Origin of the sequence: Nocardioides sp. Root1257 (assembly GCF_001425175.1) — a bacterium.
Taxonomy (GTDB): Bacteria; Actinomycetota; Actinomycetes; order Propionibacteriales; family Nocardioidaceae; genus Nocardioides.
Genome location: NZ_LMDV01000003.1, coordinates 45,645 through 66,581 on the forward strand (window position 1 = coordinate 45,645; position 20,937 = coordinate 66,581).

At 68.3% G+C, this 20,937-nt stretch carries 15 protein-coding genes; 9 read left to right on the forward strand and 6 right to left on the reverse strand.

Annotation, left to right across the window (positions count from 1 at the left end; translation table 11 throughout):
* Nucleotides 1-106: 106 nt before the first annotated feature.
* Nucleotides 107-2,890 (forward strand): SpoIIE family protein phosphatase, encoded by a 2,784-nt coding sequence (locus ASC77_RS07310; RefSeq protein WP_200944931.1) that lies wholly within the window; start codon nucleotides 107-109, stop codon nucleotides 2,888-2,890.
* A 109-nt stretch (nucleotides 2,891-2,999) separates the two neighbouring features.
* Nucleotides 3,000-3,374, forward strand: a complete 375-nt coding sequence (locus ASC77_RS07315; RefSeq protein WP_056150579.1) for an STAS domain-containing protein — start codon at nucleotides 3,000-3,002, stop codon at nucleotides 3,372-3,374.
* Between the two features lie 32 nt (nucleotides 3,375-3,406).
* On the opposite strand, the gene ASC77_RS07320 is transcribed toward ASC77_RS07315, so the two are convergent.
* From ASC77_RS07320 to ASC77_RS07330, 3 genes are all read right to left on the reverse strand, one after another.
* Nucleotides 3,407-3,799 (reverse strand): ATP-binding protein, encoded by a 393-nt coding sequence (locus ASC77_RS07320; RefSeq protein WP_056150581.1) that lies wholly within the window; start codon nucleotides 3,797-3,799, stop codon nucleotides 3,407-3,409.
* 148 nt (nucleotides 3,800-3,947) lie between these two features.
* A complete protein-coding gene (locus ASC77_RS07325) occupies nucleotides 3,948-4,763 on the reverse strand; it encodes a sigma-70 family RNA polymerase sigma factor (RefSeq protein WP_082574566.1) in 816 nt (271 codons plus the stop codon).
* Nucleotides 4,764-6,061: 1,298 nt separating this feature from the next.
* Nucleotides 6,062-6,550, reverse strand: a complete 489-nt coding sequence (locus tag ASC77_RS07330; protein ID WP_156390983.1) for an STAS domain-containing protein — start codon at nucleotides 6,548-6,550, stop codon at nucleotides 6,062-6,064.
* A gap of 230 nt (nucleotides 6,551-6,780) precedes the next feature.
* On the opposite strand from ASC77_RS07330, the gene ASC77_RS26515 reads away from it, so the two are divergent.
* The 4 genes from ASC77_RS26515 to ASC77_RS07355 all read left to right on the forward strand — a co-directional run bounded on the left by ASC77_RS26515 (nucleotide 6,781) and on the right by ASC77_RS07355 (nucleotide 11,339).
* Nucleotides 6,781-7,071, forward strand: coding sequence for a hypothetical protein (locus ASC77_RS26515; protein WP_156390984.1), 291 nt, complete (start codon nucleotides 6,781-6,783; stop codon nucleotides 7,069-7,071).
* A gap of 300 nt (nucleotides 7,072-7,371) precedes the next feature.
* A complete protein-coding gene (locus ASC77_RS07340; RefSeq protein ID WP_056150590.1) occupies nucleotides 7,372-8,007 on the forward strand; it encodes a maleylpyruvate isomerase family mycothiol-dependent enzyme in 636 nt (211 codons plus the stop codon).
* Nucleotides 8,008-8,885: 878 nt separating this feature from the next.
* Nucleotides 8,886-10,703 (forward strand): Ig-like domain repeat protein, encoded by a 1,818-nt coding sequence (locus ASC77_RS07350; RefSeq protein ID WP_082574560.1) that lies wholly within the window; start codon nucleotides 8,886-8,888, stop codon nucleotides 10,701-10,703.
* A gap of 348 nt (nucleotides 10,704-11,051) precedes the next feature.
* Nucleotides 11,052-11,339, forward strand: a complete 288-nt coding sequence (locus tag ASC77_RS07355; RefSeq protein WP_056150596.1) for a hypothetical protein — start codon at nucleotides 11,052-11,054, stop codon at nucleotides 11,337-11,339.
* Nucleotides 11,340-12,199: 860 nt separating this feature from the next.
* On the opposite strand, the gene ASC77_RS07360 is transcribed toward ASC77_RS07355, so the two are convergent.
* A complete protein-coding gene (locus ASC77_RS07360) occupies nucleotides 12,200-12,484 on the reverse strand; it encodes a hypothetical protein (RefSeq protein WP_156390985.1) in 285 nt (94 codons plus the stop codon).
* Nucleotides 12,485-13,158: 674 nt separating this feature from the next.
* Nucleotides 13,159-13,782 carry a DJ-1/PfpI family protein gene (locus tag ASC77_RS07365; RefSeq protein WP_056150600.1) on the reverse strand — a complete coding sequence of 208 codons (624 nt, stop codon included), beginning with the start codon at nucleotides 13,780-13,782 and terminating at the stop codon, nucleotides 13,159-13,161.
* 144 nt (nucleotides 13,783-13,926) lie between these two features.
* Between ASC77_RS07365 and ASC77_RS07370 the strand changes: the two genes are divergently transcribed.
* Nucleotides 13,927-16,692 carry a helix-turn-helix transcriptional regulator gene (locus ASC77_RS07370; protein WP_056150602.1) on the forward strand — a complete coding sequence of 922 codons (2,766 nt, stop codon included), beginning with the start codon at nucleotides 13,927-13,929 and terminating at the stop codon, nucleotides 16,690-16,692.
* Between the two features lie 39 nt (nucleotides 16,693-16,731).
* Here the strand turns inward: ASC77_RS07370 and ASC77_RS07375 are convergent, their stop codons facing one another.
* Nucleotides 16,732-17,700: an NAD(P)-dependent alcohol dehydrogenase gene (locus ASC77_RS07375; protein ID WP_056150604.1), complete on the reverse strand. Its 969-nt coding sequence runs from the start codon at nucleotides 17,698-17,700 to the stop codon at nucleotides 16,732-16,734.
* A gap of 370 nt (nucleotides 17,701-18,070) precedes the next feature.
* Between ASC77_RS07375 and ASC77_RS07380 the strand changes: the two genes are divergently transcribed.
* Nucleotides 18,071-19,369, forward strand: coding sequence for an alpha/beta hydrolase (locus ASC77_RS07380; protein WP_056150606.1), 1,299 nt, complete (start codon nucleotides 18,071-18,073; stop codon nucleotides 19,367-19,369).
* A gap of 87 nt (nucleotides 19,370-19,456) precedes the next feature.
* Nucleotides 19,457-20,929 carry an MFS transporter gene (locus ASC77_RS07385; protein WP_056150608.1) on the forward strand — a complete coding sequence of 491 codons (1,473 nt, stop codon included), beginning with the start codon at nucleotides 19,457-19,459 and terminating at the stop codon, nucleotides 20,927-20,929.
* The last annotated feature ends 8 nt before the right edge of the window (nucleotides 20,930-20,937 follow it).

The window sequence follows — 20,937 nt, forward strand, 5'->3', positions numbered from 1 at the left end:
GGCAACCATGGTCGTCGGAGGGTGCCGCACAGCCAGCAATTGGCCAGTTGTTTGTGGCGAGACCCTGGGGGTTGTTGGATGTGCGGTAGGCGCGAGGGTTGGAGTGTTGTTGGGCGACGAGCGAGTGTCTGGGGCCGCCCCCGGCGATGTGCGCGGGGCGCGTGAGACGGCGTCGGACGTAGCTGCGACGCTGCTGGCGTCGTCGAGCCCGTTCACCGGTCTCGGTCACGAGGTGGCGGACCGGTTGGGTGTTGCGCGTCAGTTGGCGGCGGCGCCGGGAAATGTTGATGCTCTGAATCGTCTGGCGGTGTTGTCGGCGCGGCTGCTGCGTGCCTCGTCGGCGCAGGTCTCGCTGATCGCAGATGAGCAGACAGTGATGGGGGGCGTTGGTGCTGCTGCGACGTCGGTCGGGGTGAGGTCGCCGGCCGAGGAGTCGCTGTGCACGGTGACGGTGGCGGCCGCTGCACCTGTCGTCGTGGCGGACGCTCGGGCCGATGGCCGGGTGAACGGGTTGCCGCCGGTGACCTCCGGCGCGGTCGGCTCCTATCTGGGGGTGCCGTTGGTGGTCCGGGACCAGCCCGTGGGTGCGTTATGTGTGTTCGATGCCGAACCGCGGGAGTGGTCGGACGAAGACGTGACGCTGTTGGAGCAGCTGGCGGGTCCGGTAGTTGCGGAGCTCCAGCTGGCCGCATTGGCGGCCGAGTACGAGGACGAACGGCTGCTGTGGCAACTCGCGGTCGATGCTGCCGAGGTCGGGGCGTTCGACTGGAACTTGGACACGGGCGAGCTGCGGTGGGATGACCGGCTGCTGGGCCTGTTCGGGCTCAACCGCGAGACGTTCGGCGGGACTATCGACTCGTTCAACGAGGCGGTTCACCCCGATGACCTCGACCGGGTCACGGAAGCGCTAACGCATGCCATTGAGACGTGCGGTGTGTATGCGGCGGAGTACCGGGTCGTGTGGCCGGACGGGGGCATCCGGTGGGTTGCCGCTCGGGGCCGGGCCCTAGCTGGTCCGGGCGGTGTGGCGAGCCGTTTGTTGGGTGCTGCGTTCGACACGACGGCGGTGCAGGACGGTGAGGCTCGGGTCGCGCGGGTGCTGGAGTCGATGCCGACAGCGTTCTTCCAGTTGGACCGGCAGTGGCGGTTCACGTACGTCAACACTGAGGCACATCGGCTTCTGGGCGGCATCGGGCGCGAGATCGTCGGTGGCGTCATCTGGGAGCTGTTCCCGGACGCGGTCGGGAGCGACTTCGAGATCCACTACCGACGGGCCGCGGACAGTGGTCGGCCGGTGGAGTTCGAGGCGTACTACCCGCCGCCACTCGACGCCTGGTACGAGATTCGGGCGTGGCCGACACCGGATGGGTTGTCGGTGTACTTCTTCGACATTACGGACCGTCGCCGGGCCCAGTTGGCGGTCACTTCTGCCACCGAGCGAACGGGGTTGTTGTCCGGCATCACGGATGCTTTGACCGGGATGCTCGATATTGAAGACGCGGTCGAGCACCTGGCGCAGGCGGTCGTGGGCCGTTGGGGTGACTGGAGCATCGTCACTTTGGTCGGGACTCCGCTGCCGAGTAAGAGCACGCAGAGCTTCGCGGGTGGGGGTGGGGACCCGGGGCGGGTCTGGCGTCGGGGACTTGCGGATGTCGCGGGCTGGCACATCGACCCGGCGGCCAGGGCGATGGTGGAGCGGTACCTGCAGGTTCGCATCCCCTCCTTGAGCGATCGGTCGTTCCTGGCCCGTGCGTTGCGGGAAAACCGGCCGGTCGTGGTTGGAGAACAGGCAGCTGAGGCCATCGCAGGCGTGCTCGAACCCGGTGAAGCCCGCGAGCTGTGCCTGCTGTTGGCGCCGACGTCCGCTGTTGTCGTGCCGCTGCGCGGTCGTGGGCGGACGGTCGGGTTGCTGACCGTGTTTCGCGGCGCCGGCCGGCCGAGGTTCAGTACCGAGGACATCGCAGACCTTGTCGATGCTGCAGCCCGAGCAGGGCTCGCATTGGACAACTCTCGCCTCTATGCCGAGCAGCGTGACCTGGCTGAAGGGCTGCAGCGCAGTCTGATGACAGCTCCACCGCAAGCGGACCACGTCCAGGTGGCTGTTCGGTATGAGCCGGCCGCGGAGGCTGCGCAGGTCGGTGGCGACTGGTACGACTCGTTCCTGCAGCCCGATGGTGCGACCAGCGTCGTCATCGGGGATGTGGTCGGGCATGACACCGTGGCAGCGGCCGCGATGGGGCAGGTCCGTGGATTGTTGCGCGGCATCGCGGTCACGACCGGCGCAGGCCCCAGTGAGGTGTTGCGTCGGGTGGATGAGGCGATGCAGACGCTCCAGGTGGAGACGACCGCGACCGTTGTGGTCGCACGCCTCGAGCAGACCGAGGAGGACCAGGTCGCGGGCACGACCAGGTTGCGGTGGTCGAACGCGGGCCACCCGCCGCCCCTCGTCGCGGTCTCTCCGCAGGCAGCCGTGACACCGCAGACCGCGACTGGCAGCCCCCCGGCGGTGGAACGGGCGCAGGTGGAGGTGACGGCGTTGTGGCCGGCGCAATCCGAGCTGCTCCTGGGCCTGGAGCCGTCCTTTCCTCGCACCGAGTCGGTGGTGACGCTGACGCGGGGGTCGACGCTGCTGCTGTACACCGACGGCCTGGTCGAGCGCCGCGGGCAGTCGGTCGACGACGGAGTCGCGAAGCTGAAGGGGGTCCTTGCCGATCTTCTGGCGGATGGGCTCGGCGTCGAGGAGATGTGTGACGAGGTCCTGGCCAGGATGCTGCCCGAGCGACCGGAGGACGACGTCGCCATCGTCGCGGTGCGCCTGCACCCCGGGGATCGGCCACGCCCCGCCGAGGCCGGTCCGGAGAACGTCTCTCGGAACGTCGCCGGCGCCTAGTCAGCAACTGGGCGCTGACGGATGTGGACATGCACGGACTGCGTGCTTCACTATCTCGGTCTGCGGCACAGGTGAGGCAAGCTGACCTGCCGGCTGGACCCTGGGAGGGATGAGCGTGGACGCGGAACAGGGTTCGGCATCAGAGCCGCAGTTCGCGGTGACCGTCGATGACCGTGGTGACGTCGCGGTGGTTCAGATGTCGGGTGAACTCGACGTGTACACCGCGCCGGCGCTTCGCGAGACGCTGACCGAGCAGATCTCGGGGTCAGCGAACCGGGTGGTCGTCGACCTGACGGGGCTGTCTTTCATGGACTCCACCGGTCTCGGCGTGTTGCTCGGCACGCGCAAGGCAGCCGTCGCGGTGAGCAAGTCGCTGGCCGTGGTCTCCGTCGAGGGACCAGTCATGCGATTGATCTCCATTACCGGTCTCGAACACGTGCTGCAGGTCTTTGCCACGGTCGACGAGGCAGTCAAGCCCGACTAGCAGAAGGTGGCGAGTGCCGTTCCTGTCCCTCGTTAGACCGGCCGCAGGTCGGGTGGGGTGCGGGGCACTCGGTCGAGCTCGAACCAGACGGTCTTGTTGTTGCCGCCGGACGGTTCGACGCCCCACCTGGAGGCGAGCGTCTCGACGAGGAACAGGCCGCGACCGTGCTCGGAAGTGACCGGCTCGTGCGCGACGTGCGGCGTTCCGGGTGCATTGTCGGTGACCGACACGTGCATCAAGTCAGGTCGCAGGTCGATGTCGAGAGCGGGCCGTCCGCCGCCGTGGACGACGGCGTTCGTGACGAGCTCACTGACGAGCAGCAGGGCGGTCTCGATGGTCTCGGCGACAACGCGAGCATCGGTGCAGAGCGTCCGCAGGACATCACGGGCAGTGTGGGCAGACAACTCGGCCGGGTCGAGGGTCATTTGATGGCTGACCGTCGGCCAGGTGTCGTTCATCTGTGGTCACGTCCCGAGACTGTTGTCGTGCCGGAGCTTGCTCTATCGGCTCCACCTGACCAGTACCCGGACGGAAGCGGCGCCACACACAAGACGTGGGTCGGTGGCCGCCGGGTCACGACGCCACTGTCAGACCCTCGGACTCGCCCACGGCGGCGTTTCGCATTCGGGTGATGATGCGGTTGAGCAGTCTGGAGACCTGCATCTGGGTGACGCCGATCTCCGCGCCGATCTCGGACTGGGTGCGGCCCTCGACGAATCGGAGGTACAGAATGAGTCGGTCGCGCGGCGAGAGTTCCTTCGTCAGTGTGTGCAGGATGACCCTTGCTTCGACGGAGGCGTACTCGTTGAACTCGTCGTCAACGAGGCGCGCTGCCAGCGGCTCGTTGTCTGCACCCTGGGTGGCGTCAATGGAGGTGGCGTTGAAGCAGCCTTGCGCAGCTCGGGCCTCGCGGACCTTCTCGGTCGTGACGCCGAGGCGGGTGGCAATCGCGTCGTCGCTGTCGTCGCCCTGGTGGGTCTGGTGGCTGGCGTCGGTGTTCATCGCGGTCTGGAGCTCTTGGATGCTTCGCGGTGGCCGGATCGTCCAGCCGAGGTCACGAAAGTGGCGACGGATCTCGCCGCGAATGGTGGGAACGGCGTAGGAGAGAAAGTCGTCGGCCTTGCTCGGGTCGTACCGGTTCGCTGACTTCACCAGTCCCATGGCGGCGACCTGCTCGAGGTCGTCAGTGGGGATGCCGCGGTTGCGGTACTGGTGCGCGATCGACCGGGAGACCTCGAGGTTCGTCACAACGACCTCGTCGAGGAGCCGCTGACGCTCGGCCGGAGTGCTGGTCGCGCGTGCCTCGGTGAGGAGGCGATTGGTTTCCGACTGTCTGCGCTGGCTGGCAGCCGGTCGGTTCGAGCTGCGCAGCTCCGAGGTCGCGGTCATGATCACCACCTCCCCTCGCTAGGAAAGGGCCAAACCGACCCCAGTTCACCCGGAAGGATGTTTTGTTTCGGTTGCCGAGATTCCGTGTTGCCGTTGCCCTCGTAGGCGGTTGACGTGCATTGCGCTGGCCGCGTTTGACCCATACGTCCAGAGCTGCCTTCGGGCGGGCGTGAGCGCAGGCTGGACTGTTCTGGACCGCATCGCCATTTCCCTGGTCGCCCTCACCTCGTCCCCGTACCATCGCTCCAATCCGGGGGGAGGGGGACGACGATGTCCCGATGGTTCGGGCGACGAAAGTCGTCAGATGTCGGCGTGTACTCGGGGGAGCATTCGGGAGAGAACGAACGATTGAGCAGATCGGGCCCCGTCCCAGCCGCTCATCCCGATTCCCCCGGTTCCGACCATCCGATCACAGCAGCGGCTGAGGCTCTTGAAGAAGCCTCCGAGCTGCTGGCATCGGGCCTTCCTGCTGAGCCCGACGAACGAACGCGCGCCGGGCTCCTCCAAGTCGGTAGCAACCTGTCCTCGGCCATGCAGGCCCTGTCGCCGTACCGTACGAGCGCTGACGCACGGTTGCGCGCCGCCTATTCGGCGGTGCACGAGGCGATCACCAACTTGGCGGCCGTCTACGCGTGGCTCACCTTTGGCCGACGTCGGGGCGAGCGCATCGAAGCTGCGCGCGAGCGACGCAGAAGGAAGCGTTCCGGGCAGACTCCGGAATGAGGTCTCCGACCGTCTGTTCGCGGCCCCGCCCACGTCAGGCAATTGGGACCGCCAGTGGATGGGGCTAGCTCAGATCCGGTCGTGCCTATCGGTCCCGTCATGGTGAGCAGGAGGGAGCCCCCTTCAGGAGCTCGGGGACGCTGTGTCGCCGTTCGACGCGTGAACTCCCGGATCGGGATGGTCAGGGTGCGGTTGCAGGTCCGGGTTTTCTGGGTCGAAGTTGAGGGCCTCGACGACCGCATCGTAGGTCTCCGTCGCGGGTTCTGTCCCGCCGTCATTGCCGGTGCTCATCCTTCACAATAGCCCCGCCAGTCCCGATGTCCCCTCCAGCCGATCGACATCTGCCAACGCGTCGAACCATGGTGACCGGCGAGCTCAAACGATCGTCTCTTGCCTGCCGGGCTTGTTCGAGAAGTTGATTGGTCGTGGCTGTCGAGACTGCCGTGCATCGGGGCGGCCGGGCTTCGCTGTAGACACGTCACGCACGTCCCCTCCGGGGCCGGGTCGAAGTGATCGGGCGTTCACTCGGACGGGCGTTCTACTCGTCGATACCGTGCCTCGCTTGTGTCGGGAGGTCATAAGGTCGTGCGGCGTCTCCGCCACGGCCGGCGGGGGCGCTTCAGCACGACGTCGGTCTGGAGGTTGTGGAAGGCGGTCGTGTTGGCGTGCGTTCGCCAGGGTGCGGGGTCGACGCCGACAACTTCGGCGAGGTTCAGCAAGGTACAGAGGCGGCGCACGCACTCACTGGCCGCGCACACCTCGAACGTCTCGTCGGGCCAGTACGTGGTGCGTCGGAGCCGAAGGAGCAGCCCGATCCCGGCCGCGTCGATGAAGGTGACCGCGCCGAGGTCGATGCGCAGGCGCGTGCACCCTGCAGTCTTCGCCTCGGTGACGTTGCGGTCGACCTGGTGGGCCGTGAAGGCGTCCAGCTCTCCGGACACGATGATGTGCGCGACAGGCTGCTCGATGCGAAGCACCGAGGTGAAGTCCGAAAGGTCGAAGCTCATGTCGGTCTGTTCCAGGTCCTGCCGAGATCGGTCCGTGGTCACACCGAGCTTCGGCACTGTCCAGAATAGTCCGAGTACGCGGCCTCACCCATCTGGGGGAGCCTGATCGTTCCGCGCGAACCGGTCTGCGCGGCGCCTCACCACGGGCCGCTGGACGGCTCGCCGGTCGGCCGGCAGGAGGCTGCGGGAGCCCCTTCCTCAGAGTTATCCTGAGCGATGCCGCAGGTCCCGGGCGCGCACACCCGACGACGGCTGCGGGTCGCGGCCACCGGGAGGCGAACCAGGAGATGACGAGCGTCCGCTACGAAGCAACGACACACCGGCTCCGGATCGAAGGCGTGTGCCGCGAGGACGCACGCCACGCCATCGACGAGGCGCTAGAAGCGTTCGCACCCATGGCCGGCGACCACCTCATCGTCGACCTCACGGGTGTCACCGACATCGACGAGGACGTCGTCGACGCCCTGGTAGCCAAGGCACGAACTGCCGGGACGAAGGAAAAGACGCTCACCTTCGTCCGCAAGCAGGGCAGCATCGTCGACCAGGCCATCGTCGCCGCCGAAACGGCGCTCTCCTGACCTCCTGGGACGGCGCATCATCAGGAGACGACGTCCTACGTGGCTGTGCGTGGCTCCCTTCGGTGTGGAGGGGTTGAATAGTGCATCAACCCTTCAGCCGAGACAGGTCTATTCGCTGCGTCTCCGACGCACGGATCTGCCGCCATCCGTAGACCTGAGGCGGCCTCTGGAAGGGCAGAGACATCGTCCCTGGATTCGCCGGGGGAGTCTCAGACCGGATCGGACCGTCGTCGTGCCGTGCCTTTCAAGCAAACTCAGGTGACGGACGCGGCTGCCCGCGCCGATCGATAGGGTTCGACGATGGACATCTCGGAGCGGGTCGCCGTCCGTCGTCAACGCGCGGCTGACTTCTTCGACGCGCTGGATGACACTCAACTCGACACCCCGAGCCTGTGCGCAGCCTGGACCGTCCGCGAGGTTCTGGGACACCTCGTCATGCCGCTGATGACGCCGACCCGCACGCTTCTGTGGCGGACGCTTCGGGCACGCGGGTCGCTCGACCGGGCAAGCGCCGCCATCGCCGCCGACTTGGCCCGCCGGCCGCGGGCCGAGTTGACCGGCATGTTGCGCGACCGGGCGAGCTCGGCCACCGACGTGCCGGTCGTGGGATCGATGGGACCCCTCACTGACGGGTGTGTGCACCTGCGCGACTGCGCCCGGCCGCTCGGGCTCCCGAACGACGCCGGCCTGGACGATTGGCGGCTTGTCCTCGACTGGCTCCCCACGAGGACCGCCTCCCAAGGGCTCGTGCCGCCACATCGCTTGGACGGTTTGTCCCTGCGCGCCACCGACCAGGACTGGCACTGGGGCGACGGCGCCGAGGTCGCGGGACCGAGCGAGGCCCTGGCGATGGCGGTCACGGGTCGTGCGGCGGCGCTGGAGGATCTCGCTGGCCCGGGGCTCGGCGTGCTCGGCGCGCGGATGCACGACGCATGACGACCTAGCCCCTGACATCCGACACGAGTCGTGGAGTGCACGTTCAACACTGATGCGACCGGGCGCGGCGGCGACGTGATCGCGCCCGAGTCCCGGGTTCGGGGAAATCTCGAGTGCGGGTCCCGCGCACCCGCATCTCGGCATGAACGGATGTTGTCGGCGGGCCAGCCCACCGATCGCACTGCCGGTATCGAACGCGCAAGACTTCAGGCCGAGCATTCAGACTGGATGCCGACTTTCGTTCCCATCACGCACTGCGCCCACGCCTTCGTCCGCGCATCCTCGTTGCGAGGTACGACGCGTTGACCGGTTCCCGGATCCATGTGCCGCGTGCGTCGCGGAAGCCGTCGAGGACGTCGTAGCCATTCATGAGGTCGCCGTCCTCGTCGAACGGGAGCGCGGTCGGGGTCTCGCCGTCCGCGTCGCGGTACCAGCTCGGGTGCGCCAACCGCGACTCGGCACGGTCTGCAGACGTCGCGGCATCTTGTAGTTGTACTGGTGGGTGGCGAAGCACATGTCGAAGTACGGCCACGGGAACGCCCACAGGCCACGTGACACCGGTGTGCGTCGTTGCCAGCGGGACTGCTCGCCGAACTCGAGGGGCCCCGAGGCGCCACAGCAGCATCGCGCCGCCGCGCACCTGGACCTGATCACCCACGCTCGTCACTGTGCCCGGCCGGCCCCACTCGGCAGTGGGCCCCTGTGCGGTAGGTGCGGGGGAGAGCCATGGCATCTCTCTGACGGCGCAGCACAGTGCAAACGCAGCGGTGCACACGGCCGAGCTCGTCGAGTTGCGGAAATTGCTACATCCGCTCACTCCTCGACGTACGGTCAGGCCTGCTCGGGAGGTGTCCGCCTCCATCTAACTTGGAGACCACATGCGTTTGCGGATCCTTCTGGCAGCGGCAGCAGTCAGTGTCCTCGTCCTCGGAGCGGTCGGCGGTCCCGCCCATGCCGCCACCCCGCTGCCCACGGACCTGGCCGGAACGGTCATCACCTGGGGAGATGAGAGCAACACCGAGTCCTCAGCGGCCATCCCGGTTCCCGGGGACCTCACCGGACTCGTACGGTCCGTCGCAGCCAGCGCCGTCGCGACCGGAGCGGTCACCGTCGACGGGCAGGTCAAGGTCTGGGGTGACCCCGACGCACCCGAGGTCTCCGAAGCACCGGCCGGGATCACGGACGCGACCACCATCGTCCTCAGCACGGGCAACGGCGCCGTCCTCCACGCCGACGGGCGCATCACCGCCTGGGGTTCGTCGCCCCAGATCAGCGCTATCCCTTCCGATCTTCGCGCGAAGGCGATCGCCCTCACGGGCGGCACCGGGTACGCCGTGCGTCCCGACGGCACGCTCACGACCTGGGGAGCCACCCCCGCCTACTCGACCCCGGCTGAGCTGACTGACCTGGTCGACGTCTCCGTCTCCGTGGACCGCGCGCTTGCTCTTCACGCGAACGGCACTGTCACCATCTGGGGCTTCGACGACTACGCCGGTCCTCTCTCTGTCCCGGACTTCGGCGGGAAGAAGGTCATCAAGGTCGCCTCCGGAACGGGGTACAGCGCCGTCGTTCTCGACGATGGCTCCCTGAAGACCTGGGGCAACATGCCGCCCGGCGAGCCGCCCCTCGACGGGCAGTCCGCCGCGACGAAGGTCGTCGCCATCAGTACGTCTGCCACCGAGCGCACCGCCGGCGCTGTGAGCGCCGACGGGAACATGTACGTGTGGGGCGGGAACAACGCGATGACCGGGGTCTTCCTGAGCGGCGGGAAGTCCGTAGCGGCCGTCGCATTGGGTGAGAACCACGCGGCCGCGATCGTCACCGCGTTCCGCGCCCTCACCCAGCCGACCGTCACCGGTACCCCTGAGGTGGGGCAGACCCTGACCGCGACGCCCGCGACCCTTTCGCTGACCCCGGACGCTCCGGCGACCGGTCAGTGGTACGCCGGCAATGACCCGATCGCCGGGAAGACCGCCACCACCCTGATCGTCGACGACACCCTCGTGGGCAAGACGATCAGCTACCGCACGACCGCGACCCGAGGAGCTGACACCGTCGCGTCGTCCTCGACCCAGACCGGAGCCGTTGCGCCGGTTCCCACGGTCGACCCAGTTCCCCTGCCGACGTCCACGGTCTCGGTGAGCGTCAGCCCTGCCAGGGCCGCCGTCGGCACCGCCCGGGCCGTGACCGCCACCGTCACCACTGCGGGGACCCTAGCCCCCACCGGCACCGTCACGTTCACCGTAGGGACCACGACCGCCACGACGCCGTTGACGGCCGGACGAGCGACCTGGCAGCTGCCCTCCCTGAAGGTCGGCGCGTACCGGGTGAGTGCGACCTACAGCGGTGACGCCAACACTGCGGCGTCCACCTCGACCGTGAGTACCCTGACCGTCACCAAGGCCACCAGCAAGGTCACCGGCAAGGCGAAGGTCACCGGCAAGACCCGCAAGGTCGCCAAGAAGGTCACGCTCACGCTCACCGTGAAGAGCACCAAGGGCCTCTCGGCCGCCGGGACGGTGAGCGTCAAGCTCACAGGTGCGTCGAAGATGACCGTCACCACGTCGGTCAACGCCGCCGGCAAGGCCACCGTCACGTACAAGAACCTCAAGCGAGGCAAGTACACGGTCAAGCTCACCTACACCGGGAACCAGAGCATGGCACGGTCGACCGGCTCGCTGAAGTTCAAGGCCTGACTCGGAACGGACACCGCCCGGCCCCGGAAACGGGCCGGATCAGCTACCGCAGCTACCCCGGACCTTCACGCGGCCGGGCCTGGGCCGGCTCGCCAGGCCGGCGCTGTGCGTCAGCGCTGGTGATACAGGTGCAGGTCGCTCTGTGTCGGGCCCCAGCACCGGTCTCCGACGATCGAGCGGGGCATCTTGTACCGGCGGTTGAACTTGCAGGAGGTCAGCTCCTGCGTCATGAGGCCGGGGCGCCAGTATCCGCCGTGACGCTTGTGGACGCGACCTGTCATCGGCAGAAGCGGGCGCTCGGGTCGTGGCAGATCAGGCTGTCCTGTTGGACGACGGCACGATGTTGTCGTGACCGACTCGCTCGCCGTTCGCGGCATTCCAGCGAACCTGAAGTCGTATGTCTGCATCGAGGTTTTCGACCGCGAGAAGCCCGTGCTCCTCGTCAGTCGTGAGGATGGCGATTGGTGCTTCCTCTGCGGCGCAGGACATCCCGACGACGCGGCCTTCTATCGGGTCGTCGGAATCGGTCATCCGGTCGGCGATGACCCGACGCTGGCGGAGGTGCTCGACCTGGACGTCGACGTGGAAGCCGAACGAACCGCCGTGGGCAGTCGATGGAGCCGTACGCGCCTGTAGGTCAATAGACCGCACATCGGCATGTCAGTACTCCGTCAAGCCGTAACAACGCCGGCTACTGCCTGACTCCGAGCTTGAGGTGGTGAGCGATGGAGAGTTGGTATCCCCAGTAGGTCTCCATGTCTTCGAGCCATTTCACCGGCAGTCCGTCGTGATTGATTGTGATCGTGGTCCACGGTTCACCGTCGCCCTCTCGTTCCTTGAGGGTGACTGCTCGTCCTCATCGAGGAACCGGGCAAGTACCGAGTCCGGGTCAGCGCCCGCGGTCGCGGCGCAGGTGGGGATGACGAACTAGATCACAACCCGGACGACGGGGGCGCCGATCGAGTGGTATCTGCTGGAGGCGTGGCCTGCCGCGCTGGGTGAACCGACTGTGGTGCGGCTGACGAGCCCGCACGCCGCGGACACGTTGAGACCGCCGCCTGAACAGGTCATCCCCGAGGCCGAGGCAGGGTTGGCGGCCGCGGCCCGCGTCGGCCGCGATGCCACCCGCGCGCAAGGAGCGCGGGCGCTGTCCGGTGGCGTCGGCTCGGTGCGGGTGGAGCGGACGATCCCTGGGACGCGCCGCCGAATGTTCGCCCAGCTGTGCACATACCTGCCCTCGTGGAGCAGCATGTGGCTCCCTCCGCCGACCTGGAGCTACACGGGTGGGATCAGGCTGGAGGTCGGTGCCGAATCGTGGGCGTACGCCCACCAGCACCCCGACCAGCTGAGCGGCGATCCGGGAGCGATCCGATGGAGGTTCCTCGAGATCGTCAAGCCCGAGGGCATCGTGCGGTCGTGGAACTGGGTCCGACGCGTCGGTGACCGAGGCCCGTCCGCGTCCTACCTCGGCGAGGATGTCCTGCTGGTCGACTCAGTCATGGCTGCGGTTCGTTGCAAACCATCTCTGTCGCGTTCACCAGCCCCGGGGCGTCCATCGAGAACTCGACTACGTCCTCCCATTCCTGGCCAGGTGCGCACGGCGCGCCGTCCAGGAGACGCGTGGTCACCTCGAACGGTCCGAACTGATCAGCGGTGTGGACCCAGACGTCTGACCTCGTCAACTCTTCCTCGGGCACCGACACCAACGTGTTCTCGTCCATCGGGGCGACGCCGATGGGCAGGTCATCCCACGTGCGCAACACGATGACGCTGTGCTCCACCTCAAAGGTTGCGGACCGCTCTCGCAAGACCGCCGACTGGTGCTCCCTGAACAACCTGGCCACTCCCGTTCATCGCGCTTCGGTCATCCTCGTGGAGAAGCCGATCTTTTCTTCGTGAACCGCCCAATATCGGCAGATCCGGACCAGCTGATCGCGGCAGATCCGGATGCTTTGCCTGCGCCGCTTCTCCAGCGTCCGACGTCATCCAGTTATCTTTGGGCATCGGCTGACCGGGCTAAGCAATCGTAATCGGACGGCCCGTCCCGTAAGCCCGTTGGCCCCGTCTGAGATCTAACTGAGTGTGTCCTTTCGGGTCACACCGGTTCCCTTGGCGCCACCAACTCGGGGGCGGTTCTTGGTTGCCGTCCGACCGCCATCGTCCGGTGGTCTTCCATCGGTTCCGGCCCAGGGCCCCTTCGTGGTGCGGGGTGACGGTTGGCTCTACGAGCCCAGCTCATCCAGGCGCGGACAGGTGTGCCCTGTCAGGCTGCCACAGATAGCGGCGGTGGGTAGGTCACCGATTCATGTTGCGGAACCACACCCGGCGTGACTCTGAGAACCCCGAAACTCAGGCGAAAGGGACACATTCAGTCAGCGAGTAGCCGCTGCGGTTCATGACCATCGCTTCGACCTCGGCGTCGCCGACGCTCTGAGCCGGCCGGTCGCGCGAGCGGTCAGATCGACGGCTGCGGGTCGTACTGGATGCCTCGTCGCACTTCGCGGGCTCGTTCCGTCCCGGCCAGGCGGGCGACGAGGTGGAGAGCCATGTCGATGCCGGCGGAGACGCCGGCGCTCGTGATCATGTCGCCGTCGTCGACGTAGCGGGCGTTGACGTCGGTGGCGATGGTCGGGTCGAGCTCGGAGAGCAGGTTGAGTGAGGCCCAGTGGGTGGTGGCCGGCCTGTTGATGAGGAGTCCGGCGGCTGCGTAGACGAGGCTGCCGGTGCACACCGACGTCATGAGCGGGACGTTGGCCGCCTGGGTGCGTACCCAGGTGAGGTGGTCTTGGTCCTCGAGGAGTCTGCTCGTGCCCCAGCCGCCGGGGTGGATGAGGACATCGAGGTCGGATAGATCCGCGTACGAGTGGTGGGAGCCCAGAGTCAGGCCCTTCGCACCAGTCACCGGACCGCCGTCAGCGGACAAGGTCGTGATGCTCCACCCGTCCTCGGGATGGGAGAGGGTCCAGTACGCGAGGACCTCCCAAGGGCCGACCGCGTCGAGCTCCTCGACCTGGTCGAACAGCAGCAACCCGATGCGACGAGAGGTGGGCAGGTCGTTGGAGGGAGCGGTGTCGGGCATCTGGTGCTCTCCTGCGGGTCGATTGAGTGGGCAGCCCCAGGCTGGTGGAGTCGTTGGGTGCTCGCCCCGGTCAGATGGCCGGGTTCGAGGTGAAGGCGCCTCGATTCGAGGGTCTTGGGCCGACGCCGGGGGTAGGTTCGCGGAGTGTTGGTCGGCCGTCACCGCGAGAGCGCGCACCTGGCTGACCTTCTCGAGCAGGCGCGACACGGGGCCGCACGCTGTGTGGTGGTCCGAGGCGAGCCGGGTGTTGGGAAGTCCGCGCTGGTCGAGGACCTCGTCTCAGCCTCTGGTGACGTGACTGTGTTGCGCACCCAGGGCGTGCAGGCGGAGGCGCCGTTGGCGTTCGCCGCGTTACACCGGCTCCTGTTGCCGTTGACCCGGTTGCGCGAAGGGCTTCCGGCGCCGCAGGAACGGGCGTTGCGGGTCGCGTTCGGCGAGGAGGACGGCCCATCAGTTGAACCGTTCCTCGTCGCGGTGGCGACCCTGTCTCTGCTGAGCGCTGCGGCCGAGGAGCAGACGGTGTTGTGTGTCGTGGAGGACGCACACTGGCTCGACGCCGCGACGTCGGACGCGCTGCTGTTCTGCGCCCGTCGGCTGGGCGCCGACCGCGTCCTTCTTGTGTTCTCTCTCCGGGATGACGCGGGGTCTTTCCATCCGGGTGGTCTCGACGAGCTGGTCATGACGGGACTCGAGGACAACGCATCGCGGGAACTGCTGGGGCAGCGCGTCGGCGGGGTGCTCGCACCAGGCGTGGCTGACCGCCTTGTTCAGGAGACCGGCGGGAATCCGCTCGCACTGCTCGAGCTCCCACCAGCTCTGACCGCTAGCCAGCTTGAGGGTGCTGCGCCGCTGCCTGAGCAGCTGCCGTTGTCGTCGCGCGTGGAGGCCGCGTTCCTCGACCGCAGCCGCGCGCTGCCAACGCCGACACAGACCGCCCTCCTGGTCGTGGCTGCCGACGACACCGGCGACCTGACGACGGTGCGGAGGGCCGTTCGCGCTCTCGGAGTCGCCGAGGAGGCTGTGGAGGAAGCGGTCGCATCGGGGCTCCTGGTCGCCGACGCACAGACGCTGCGGGTACGGCATCCGTTGGTTCGCTCAGCGGTGTACCAGGCCGCGACCGGGACACAACGTCGCGCCGTACACCTGGCACTCGCCGACGCCCTGACCGTCGCAGGTGACGCTGACCGGGCGACGTGGCATCGAGCGTCAGCGGCCGAAGGGCCCGACCTCAAACTGGTCGCGGCGCTTCAGGACGTGGGAGCCCGCGCGGCTCGCCGCGGCGCGTACGCCTCCGCCTTGGCTGCCTACGAGCGTGCGGCAGCGTTGACGACCGACTCCGCGCAACAGGCGGCGCTCACTTTCGCGGCCGCCCGCAACGCCTGGGCCTCCGGGCAAGCCGAACACGCGCGGACGCTCGCGCTGGCCGCGCGCCAGTCGGCCGTGGACCCGGTGTTGCTCGCCGACATCGCACGCCTCCTCGGCCGTGTCGAGGTCAACCTCGGCTCCGCGGTCGACGCCCACCGGATCTTCGTCGAGACCGCACGAACGGTCAGCGCGTTCGACCAGCCGAAGGCACTGGAGATGGCGGTAGCCGCGGCCATCATGCGGACCTATGGCGCTGACAGCGGCGCGCGGTTGGCCGACTGTGACGTCGACGCCGAGCCGGTCGAAGGCAACGATCCCCGCACGTTGGTCCTGAAGCAGCTATTCGTCGCGATGACCTTGGCCGCCGAGCACGACTGGGCCGGAGCTACCAGCGCCCTCGACGTGGGCCTTGAGGCCGGAGATGAGGTTGTCGACCTCGACGTGCTCGGCAACCTGGGCAACGCAGCCCTCCAACTCGGCGCCGACGCAGCGCAGCAACACTTCTACGCGCTGACCCTGTCCCGGGCACGCGACACCGGGGCGGTGCTGACGGTCGTCTACGCCCTGCACCGTCTGTGCTTCGGATACCTGGTTGCCGGCGACTGGCCCGCAGTCCGCAGTAGCGCCCAGGAGGCACTCAACCTGGCCGAAACCGTCGGTCAGCGGCAGCTGCGGACACCTGCTCTCGCCTGGCTCACACTGCTGGCCGCACGCCAGGCCGGAGACGACTTCGACACCCTCCTCACCGAGGTCGACGAAGCCACCGCGACCTACCCGTTGGGCATCCTGGGCGACCCGGTGCACGACCTGGTCCGCTGGGCCAAGGGCGCGCGAGCTGCGGACGCGGGAGATGCGTCTGGTGCCCTTCACCACCTGTCCCGGCTCCGCGTGCCGGCCCTGACCCGGATGGCGGCCGTAGACCGAACCGACGCCGCGGTCCGCGCAGGCGCCATCGACACGGCCCGGCGTTGGGTGGACGAGCTCGCACCGTTCGCGGACGCGACCGGCAGACCCTGGGCGTTGGGCGCGGTCGCGTACGGCCGAGCCATGACGACCCAGACGGCCTCCGAGACCGACTCGCCCCCTGACATGGGCGCGGACGGGCTCGCCAACGACCCGGACACCCTGTTCCGCGAAGCGCTGGCTCAATACGCGACCGCTGGGCGCCCCTTCGACGAAGCACGCACACACCTTGCGTACGGCGAGTGGCTGCGACGCGCCCAACGTCGAGTTGATGCTCGCGAACACCTGCGCCGAGCGACGGAGACGTTCGCCGACCTGCGCGCCGTGCCGCTCACCGAGCGCGCGAACGCCGAGCTGCGTGCCTCGGGCGAGACAGCCCGCAAGCGCGATCCGTCCACGTTGGTCGACCTGACGCCGATGGAGCTGAAGGTTGCCCAGCTGGTGTCGACGGGGTTGTCGAACAAGGACGTCGCCGCCCAGATCTGGGTGTCGCCGAGAACAGTCGCGTTCCATCTGCGCAACGTGTTCGCGAAGGCTGGTATCAGCTCTCGCGGTGAGCTCGCCCAGCTCGACCTTGGTTGAGCTCGGCCGACGGTGCCGGTCCGACGGGTGGTCGCGCTGTCAGGGCACGATGACAACTCGACCTGATGCTCGACCGGTCTCGAACGACGCGATGGCTTCCGCGCCGTCACAGAGCGGGAAACTCGGCCCGACCACGGGGGCGACCTTCCCAGCGGCGACAAGCTCGTTCACGAACAGCAGCTCCTTCGCGTTCTCCTTGACCACGAAGGCGACAAGCTTCTGGGAGACGAACACCGACAGGACGCTGGCCCACAGCTGTCGCTGAATCCCGCCGACCCAACGGTCGCCCTCCCCGCCGAGCATCACCAGCGTTCCCGCCGGTGTCAGGGCGCGACGCAGCCGCCCGACCGGCGTCCGGCCACCGATGTCGACGATGAGGTCGAATCGCTGCGACCCGTCACAGAAGTCGTCCCTCGAGTAGTCGAGTACCTCGCCTGCGCCCAGTGAGCGCACCAGCTCGGCGTGCTTGGCGCTGCACACCCCGGTCACCGTGGCGCCGAACGCGACAGCGAGCTGGACCGCGACCGTGCCCACTGCGCCGGACGCACCGACGATGAGCACTCGTTGTCCCGGCTGGACGTGGCCGATGTCGCGCAACGCCTGCAAGGCAACGAAGCTCGGGTACGGCAGGACCGCAGCCTGTTCGAACGTCAGCTGCGCCGGCTTCGGGGCAATCTTCTCGACCGACGCGACCGCGTACTCCGCGAACGTTCCACGGGTGGCGCCATACACCTCGTCGCCCGGCTTGAACGTGTCGACTCCCGGGCCGACGGCCTCGACGACGCCGGCGAAGTTGGTCCCGGGTACCGCGACGCTGGGAGCGCGGAACCCGAAACCCAGGACCCGCATCAGGTAGGGCTCACCGGTCATGAAGTGCCACGCGCCCCGGTCCATCCCCGCCGCGACGACGCGCACACGGACCTGTCCCTCGCTCGGCTCCGGCATGTCGACGTCGCGGAACTCCATCGCGTCCGCAGCTCCGTACCGGTCTTGGGTGAGCGCCTTCATGTTGACCTCCAGGTTCGACGGCTGATGTGCCGCTTCCGAGGGTGGCCGGTTCGCGTGCTCGTCACCCCGGTCAGATGACCAGGGTTGCCACAGCCACCGGCGACCGAGCCGCCGTGAGTGGCCCCAGCTGGTGGTCAGCAGCGGTCCGCGACCGGTGGCGCCGGGAGAAGGCCCTCGTCGAATCCCGGCCATCTGACCGGGGTGAGCGCACGCGTTCGCAGCCAGGCTCGACGAGAGACACCACCTGACTGCGAGAGAGACCGACATGGGCATCAGCACCCGACTGAACACCGGACCAAGCTCCCGTTCCGGCGAGAACCGCGTCCATCTCAGCGACGCGGCCGTCACAGTGACTCCAAGCTCGGGACCGGTGGGTCGACTCGTCGCCGCGGGACTGGCTGCCGGCGCCGCCATGGCACTGGTCCTCACCCTCGTCGTGTTCGCCGGCGCGACCGAAGCCGTCATCACCGCCTCGGTCCTGCTGTCGTTCGGCCTCGGCTGGGTCCTCGTAGCGCTGCTCACGACACGCCACACCCAGCGGCCGCAGCGTTGGGCGCTCGCCCCGGCCGCCGTCATGGGCGCGGCGGGTGCCTCCCTTCTGGTCTTGCGGCCAGGCGACGACGGCATGGCCACCCTGAGCTGGGTGTGGCCTCCCGCCGTCCTGGTGCTGGCGGTGTGGATGCTCGCCCAGATGCGGCGCTCGCACCCCGGCCGCAGCGCCTGGCTCCTGACCCCAGTCATCGCAGTTTTGGTGGCCGCAGCACTCGGCGCCACATACGAGAACCTCCACCTCCGCGCCGACCAGGACATCTACGCGGCCGCACCGGGCACCTTGTACGAGGTCGGTGGGCACCGCCTCCACCTCGACTGCCGCGGTCAGGGCAGCCCGACCGTGGTGCTGTTCAACGGGCTCGGCGAGGTCTCCGCGTCATGGGCTCGCATCACCGACCAGGTCGGCACCACCACCCGGATCTGCGCCTACGACCGAGCCGGCCAGGGATGGAGCGACGACGTCTCGCACCCACAGGACGCAGTCGCGGCCGCCAAGGACCTGCACGCACTGCTCGACGTTGCCGGCGTCTCTGGCCCGTACGTGCTGGCAGGGCACTCGACCGGCGGGACGTACGCCATGACGTACGCCGCCCGCTACCCCGACCAGGTCGCCGGGATGGTGCTCCAGGACAGCTCCAGCCCGGAGCAGCCGACCCTGGTGCCGACGTTCGATCGCGAGTACTCCGTGACGCGCCGCGTCGGGGCCCTCACGCCGACCCTGGCTCGCCTCGGCCTCGCCGGACTGGCCGTCTCGCCGTCCCACCTACCGCCGACCGCTGCCCGCCAGGTCGAGGCACTCACCGCGTCACCGCGAAGCGCCCGGAACCTGCGCGACGAACAGTCGGTCCTCCTCGACGTCTTCGCCCAGGCCCGCACCCTCACGACACTCAACGACCGCCCGCTGGTGGTGCTCACCGCGTCGGAGACCACCTCTACCGAGGGTTGGGCGACGGCTCAGGACCAGCTCGCCGACCTGTCGACCAACCACACCCACCGCACCATCACCTCGACCCACGTCGGGCTTCTCGAGGACACCGGGCCCGCCGCCGAGTCGGTGCGCGCCATCAACGCAGTCATCTCCGCCGCCCGCACCCACACGCCACTGGCCACGCCGTAGCCCTGCCCCGCCGTACCCGTTCATGACGCGTCTCCCGGCGCGCCCCGCACGACCGTTGCGCAGACCGACCCAACCCGAGGAGTACCGATGTCACACACCGCCCACCCCGACCCCCACGGCACAGCAGACGGCGCCGTCCACGAACCTGACGGCCCCAGGAGGTCGTGGGCACTGCTCGCCGTAGCGCTAGCTGCCCAGATCCTGGTCGTCCTCGACATCTCCGTCGTCAACACCGCCCTGCCGTCCATCGGCCACTCGTTGAACCTCGATGGCAGCCAGCTCCAGTGGGTCGTCACCGCCTACCTGATGATGTCCGGCGGCGGACTCCTCCTCGGTGGCCGCATCGCCGACCTGCTCTCACGCCGCGCCGTGTTCTTGACTGGCCTGGTCCTGTTCACTGCCGCGTCCGCCGTCAGCGGGCTCGCCGAGACCGGGAACCAGCTCATCGCCGCACGCGCCGTCCAGGGGCTCAGCGCAGCACTCCTCACCCCGTCCGCGATGTCGCTCATCACGACCCACTACGCCGGCGGCCAGCGCAGGACCGCCCTCGCCGCATGGGGAGCTGTCGGCAGCCTCGGCGTCGCCGCCGGCGTCCTCGTCGGAGGTGCTCTGACGACTGCCGCGAGCTGGCAGGCGATCTTCTGGGTCAACGTCCCCATCGGCGTCGTCGCCCTGCTCGCTGGAAGTCGCATCATCGCTAAGGACACACGCACCACGCCGCGACCCAACCTGCGGGACTTCGACATCCCCGGCGCCCTGACCGTCGTCACCGGCCTCGGAGCGTTCGTGTACGGCATCGCAGGCACCAGCACCCACGCCTGGGTCTCGGCCCACACCCTCGTCGCGTTCACCGCCGCCGCGGTCCTGCTCACGGTGTTCCTTCGGCTCGAGAACCGGGCCGCGAAGCCCCTGTTCCCGCCGCACGTGTGGAAGCTCCAGTCACTCGTGTCAGGCACCGTGGTCATGCTCGGCGTGTCCGGCGTCCTGGTCGGGGCCGTGTTCCTGACCTCGATCTTCCTCCAGACCGTCCTCGGCTACTCGGCACTGGAGACCGGACTCGCGTTCCTGCCGTTCGCCTTCGCGCTCACCGTCGGCACCATCGTCGCCAAGCACCTGCTGGCCCACGCCTCCCCGCGCAGCATCGCCACCACCGGGCTCCTCACCGCCGTGTTCGCCTCCGGTTGGCTCTCGGCAGCCGACGCCGAGTCGAGCCTGGCCAACGGCGTCCTGCCGGGGCTGGTCCTGCTCGGGCTCGGCATCGGCATGGTGTTCGTTCCCGTCTCAGTGACGTCCATGGCCGGCATCCCCGCCTCGCACGCCGGGGTCGCTTCGGGATTCCTCATGACCGGCCACGAGCTCGGCGGAGCGCTCGGTGTCGCTGCGCTGTCCGCGGTGGCCACCTCTGCGGGCACGCTCGCCACCGCTACCGGCGCAGCTGACGCGTACTCGGCCGGGTTCATCGGGGCAGCGGTCATGGCCGGCCTCGTCGCCGTGTTCGCCGCGGTCCGGATGCCCGCCGGGCTCACGTCCGGCGGTGGCGGTCAAATGCACATGCACTGATGCCCAGG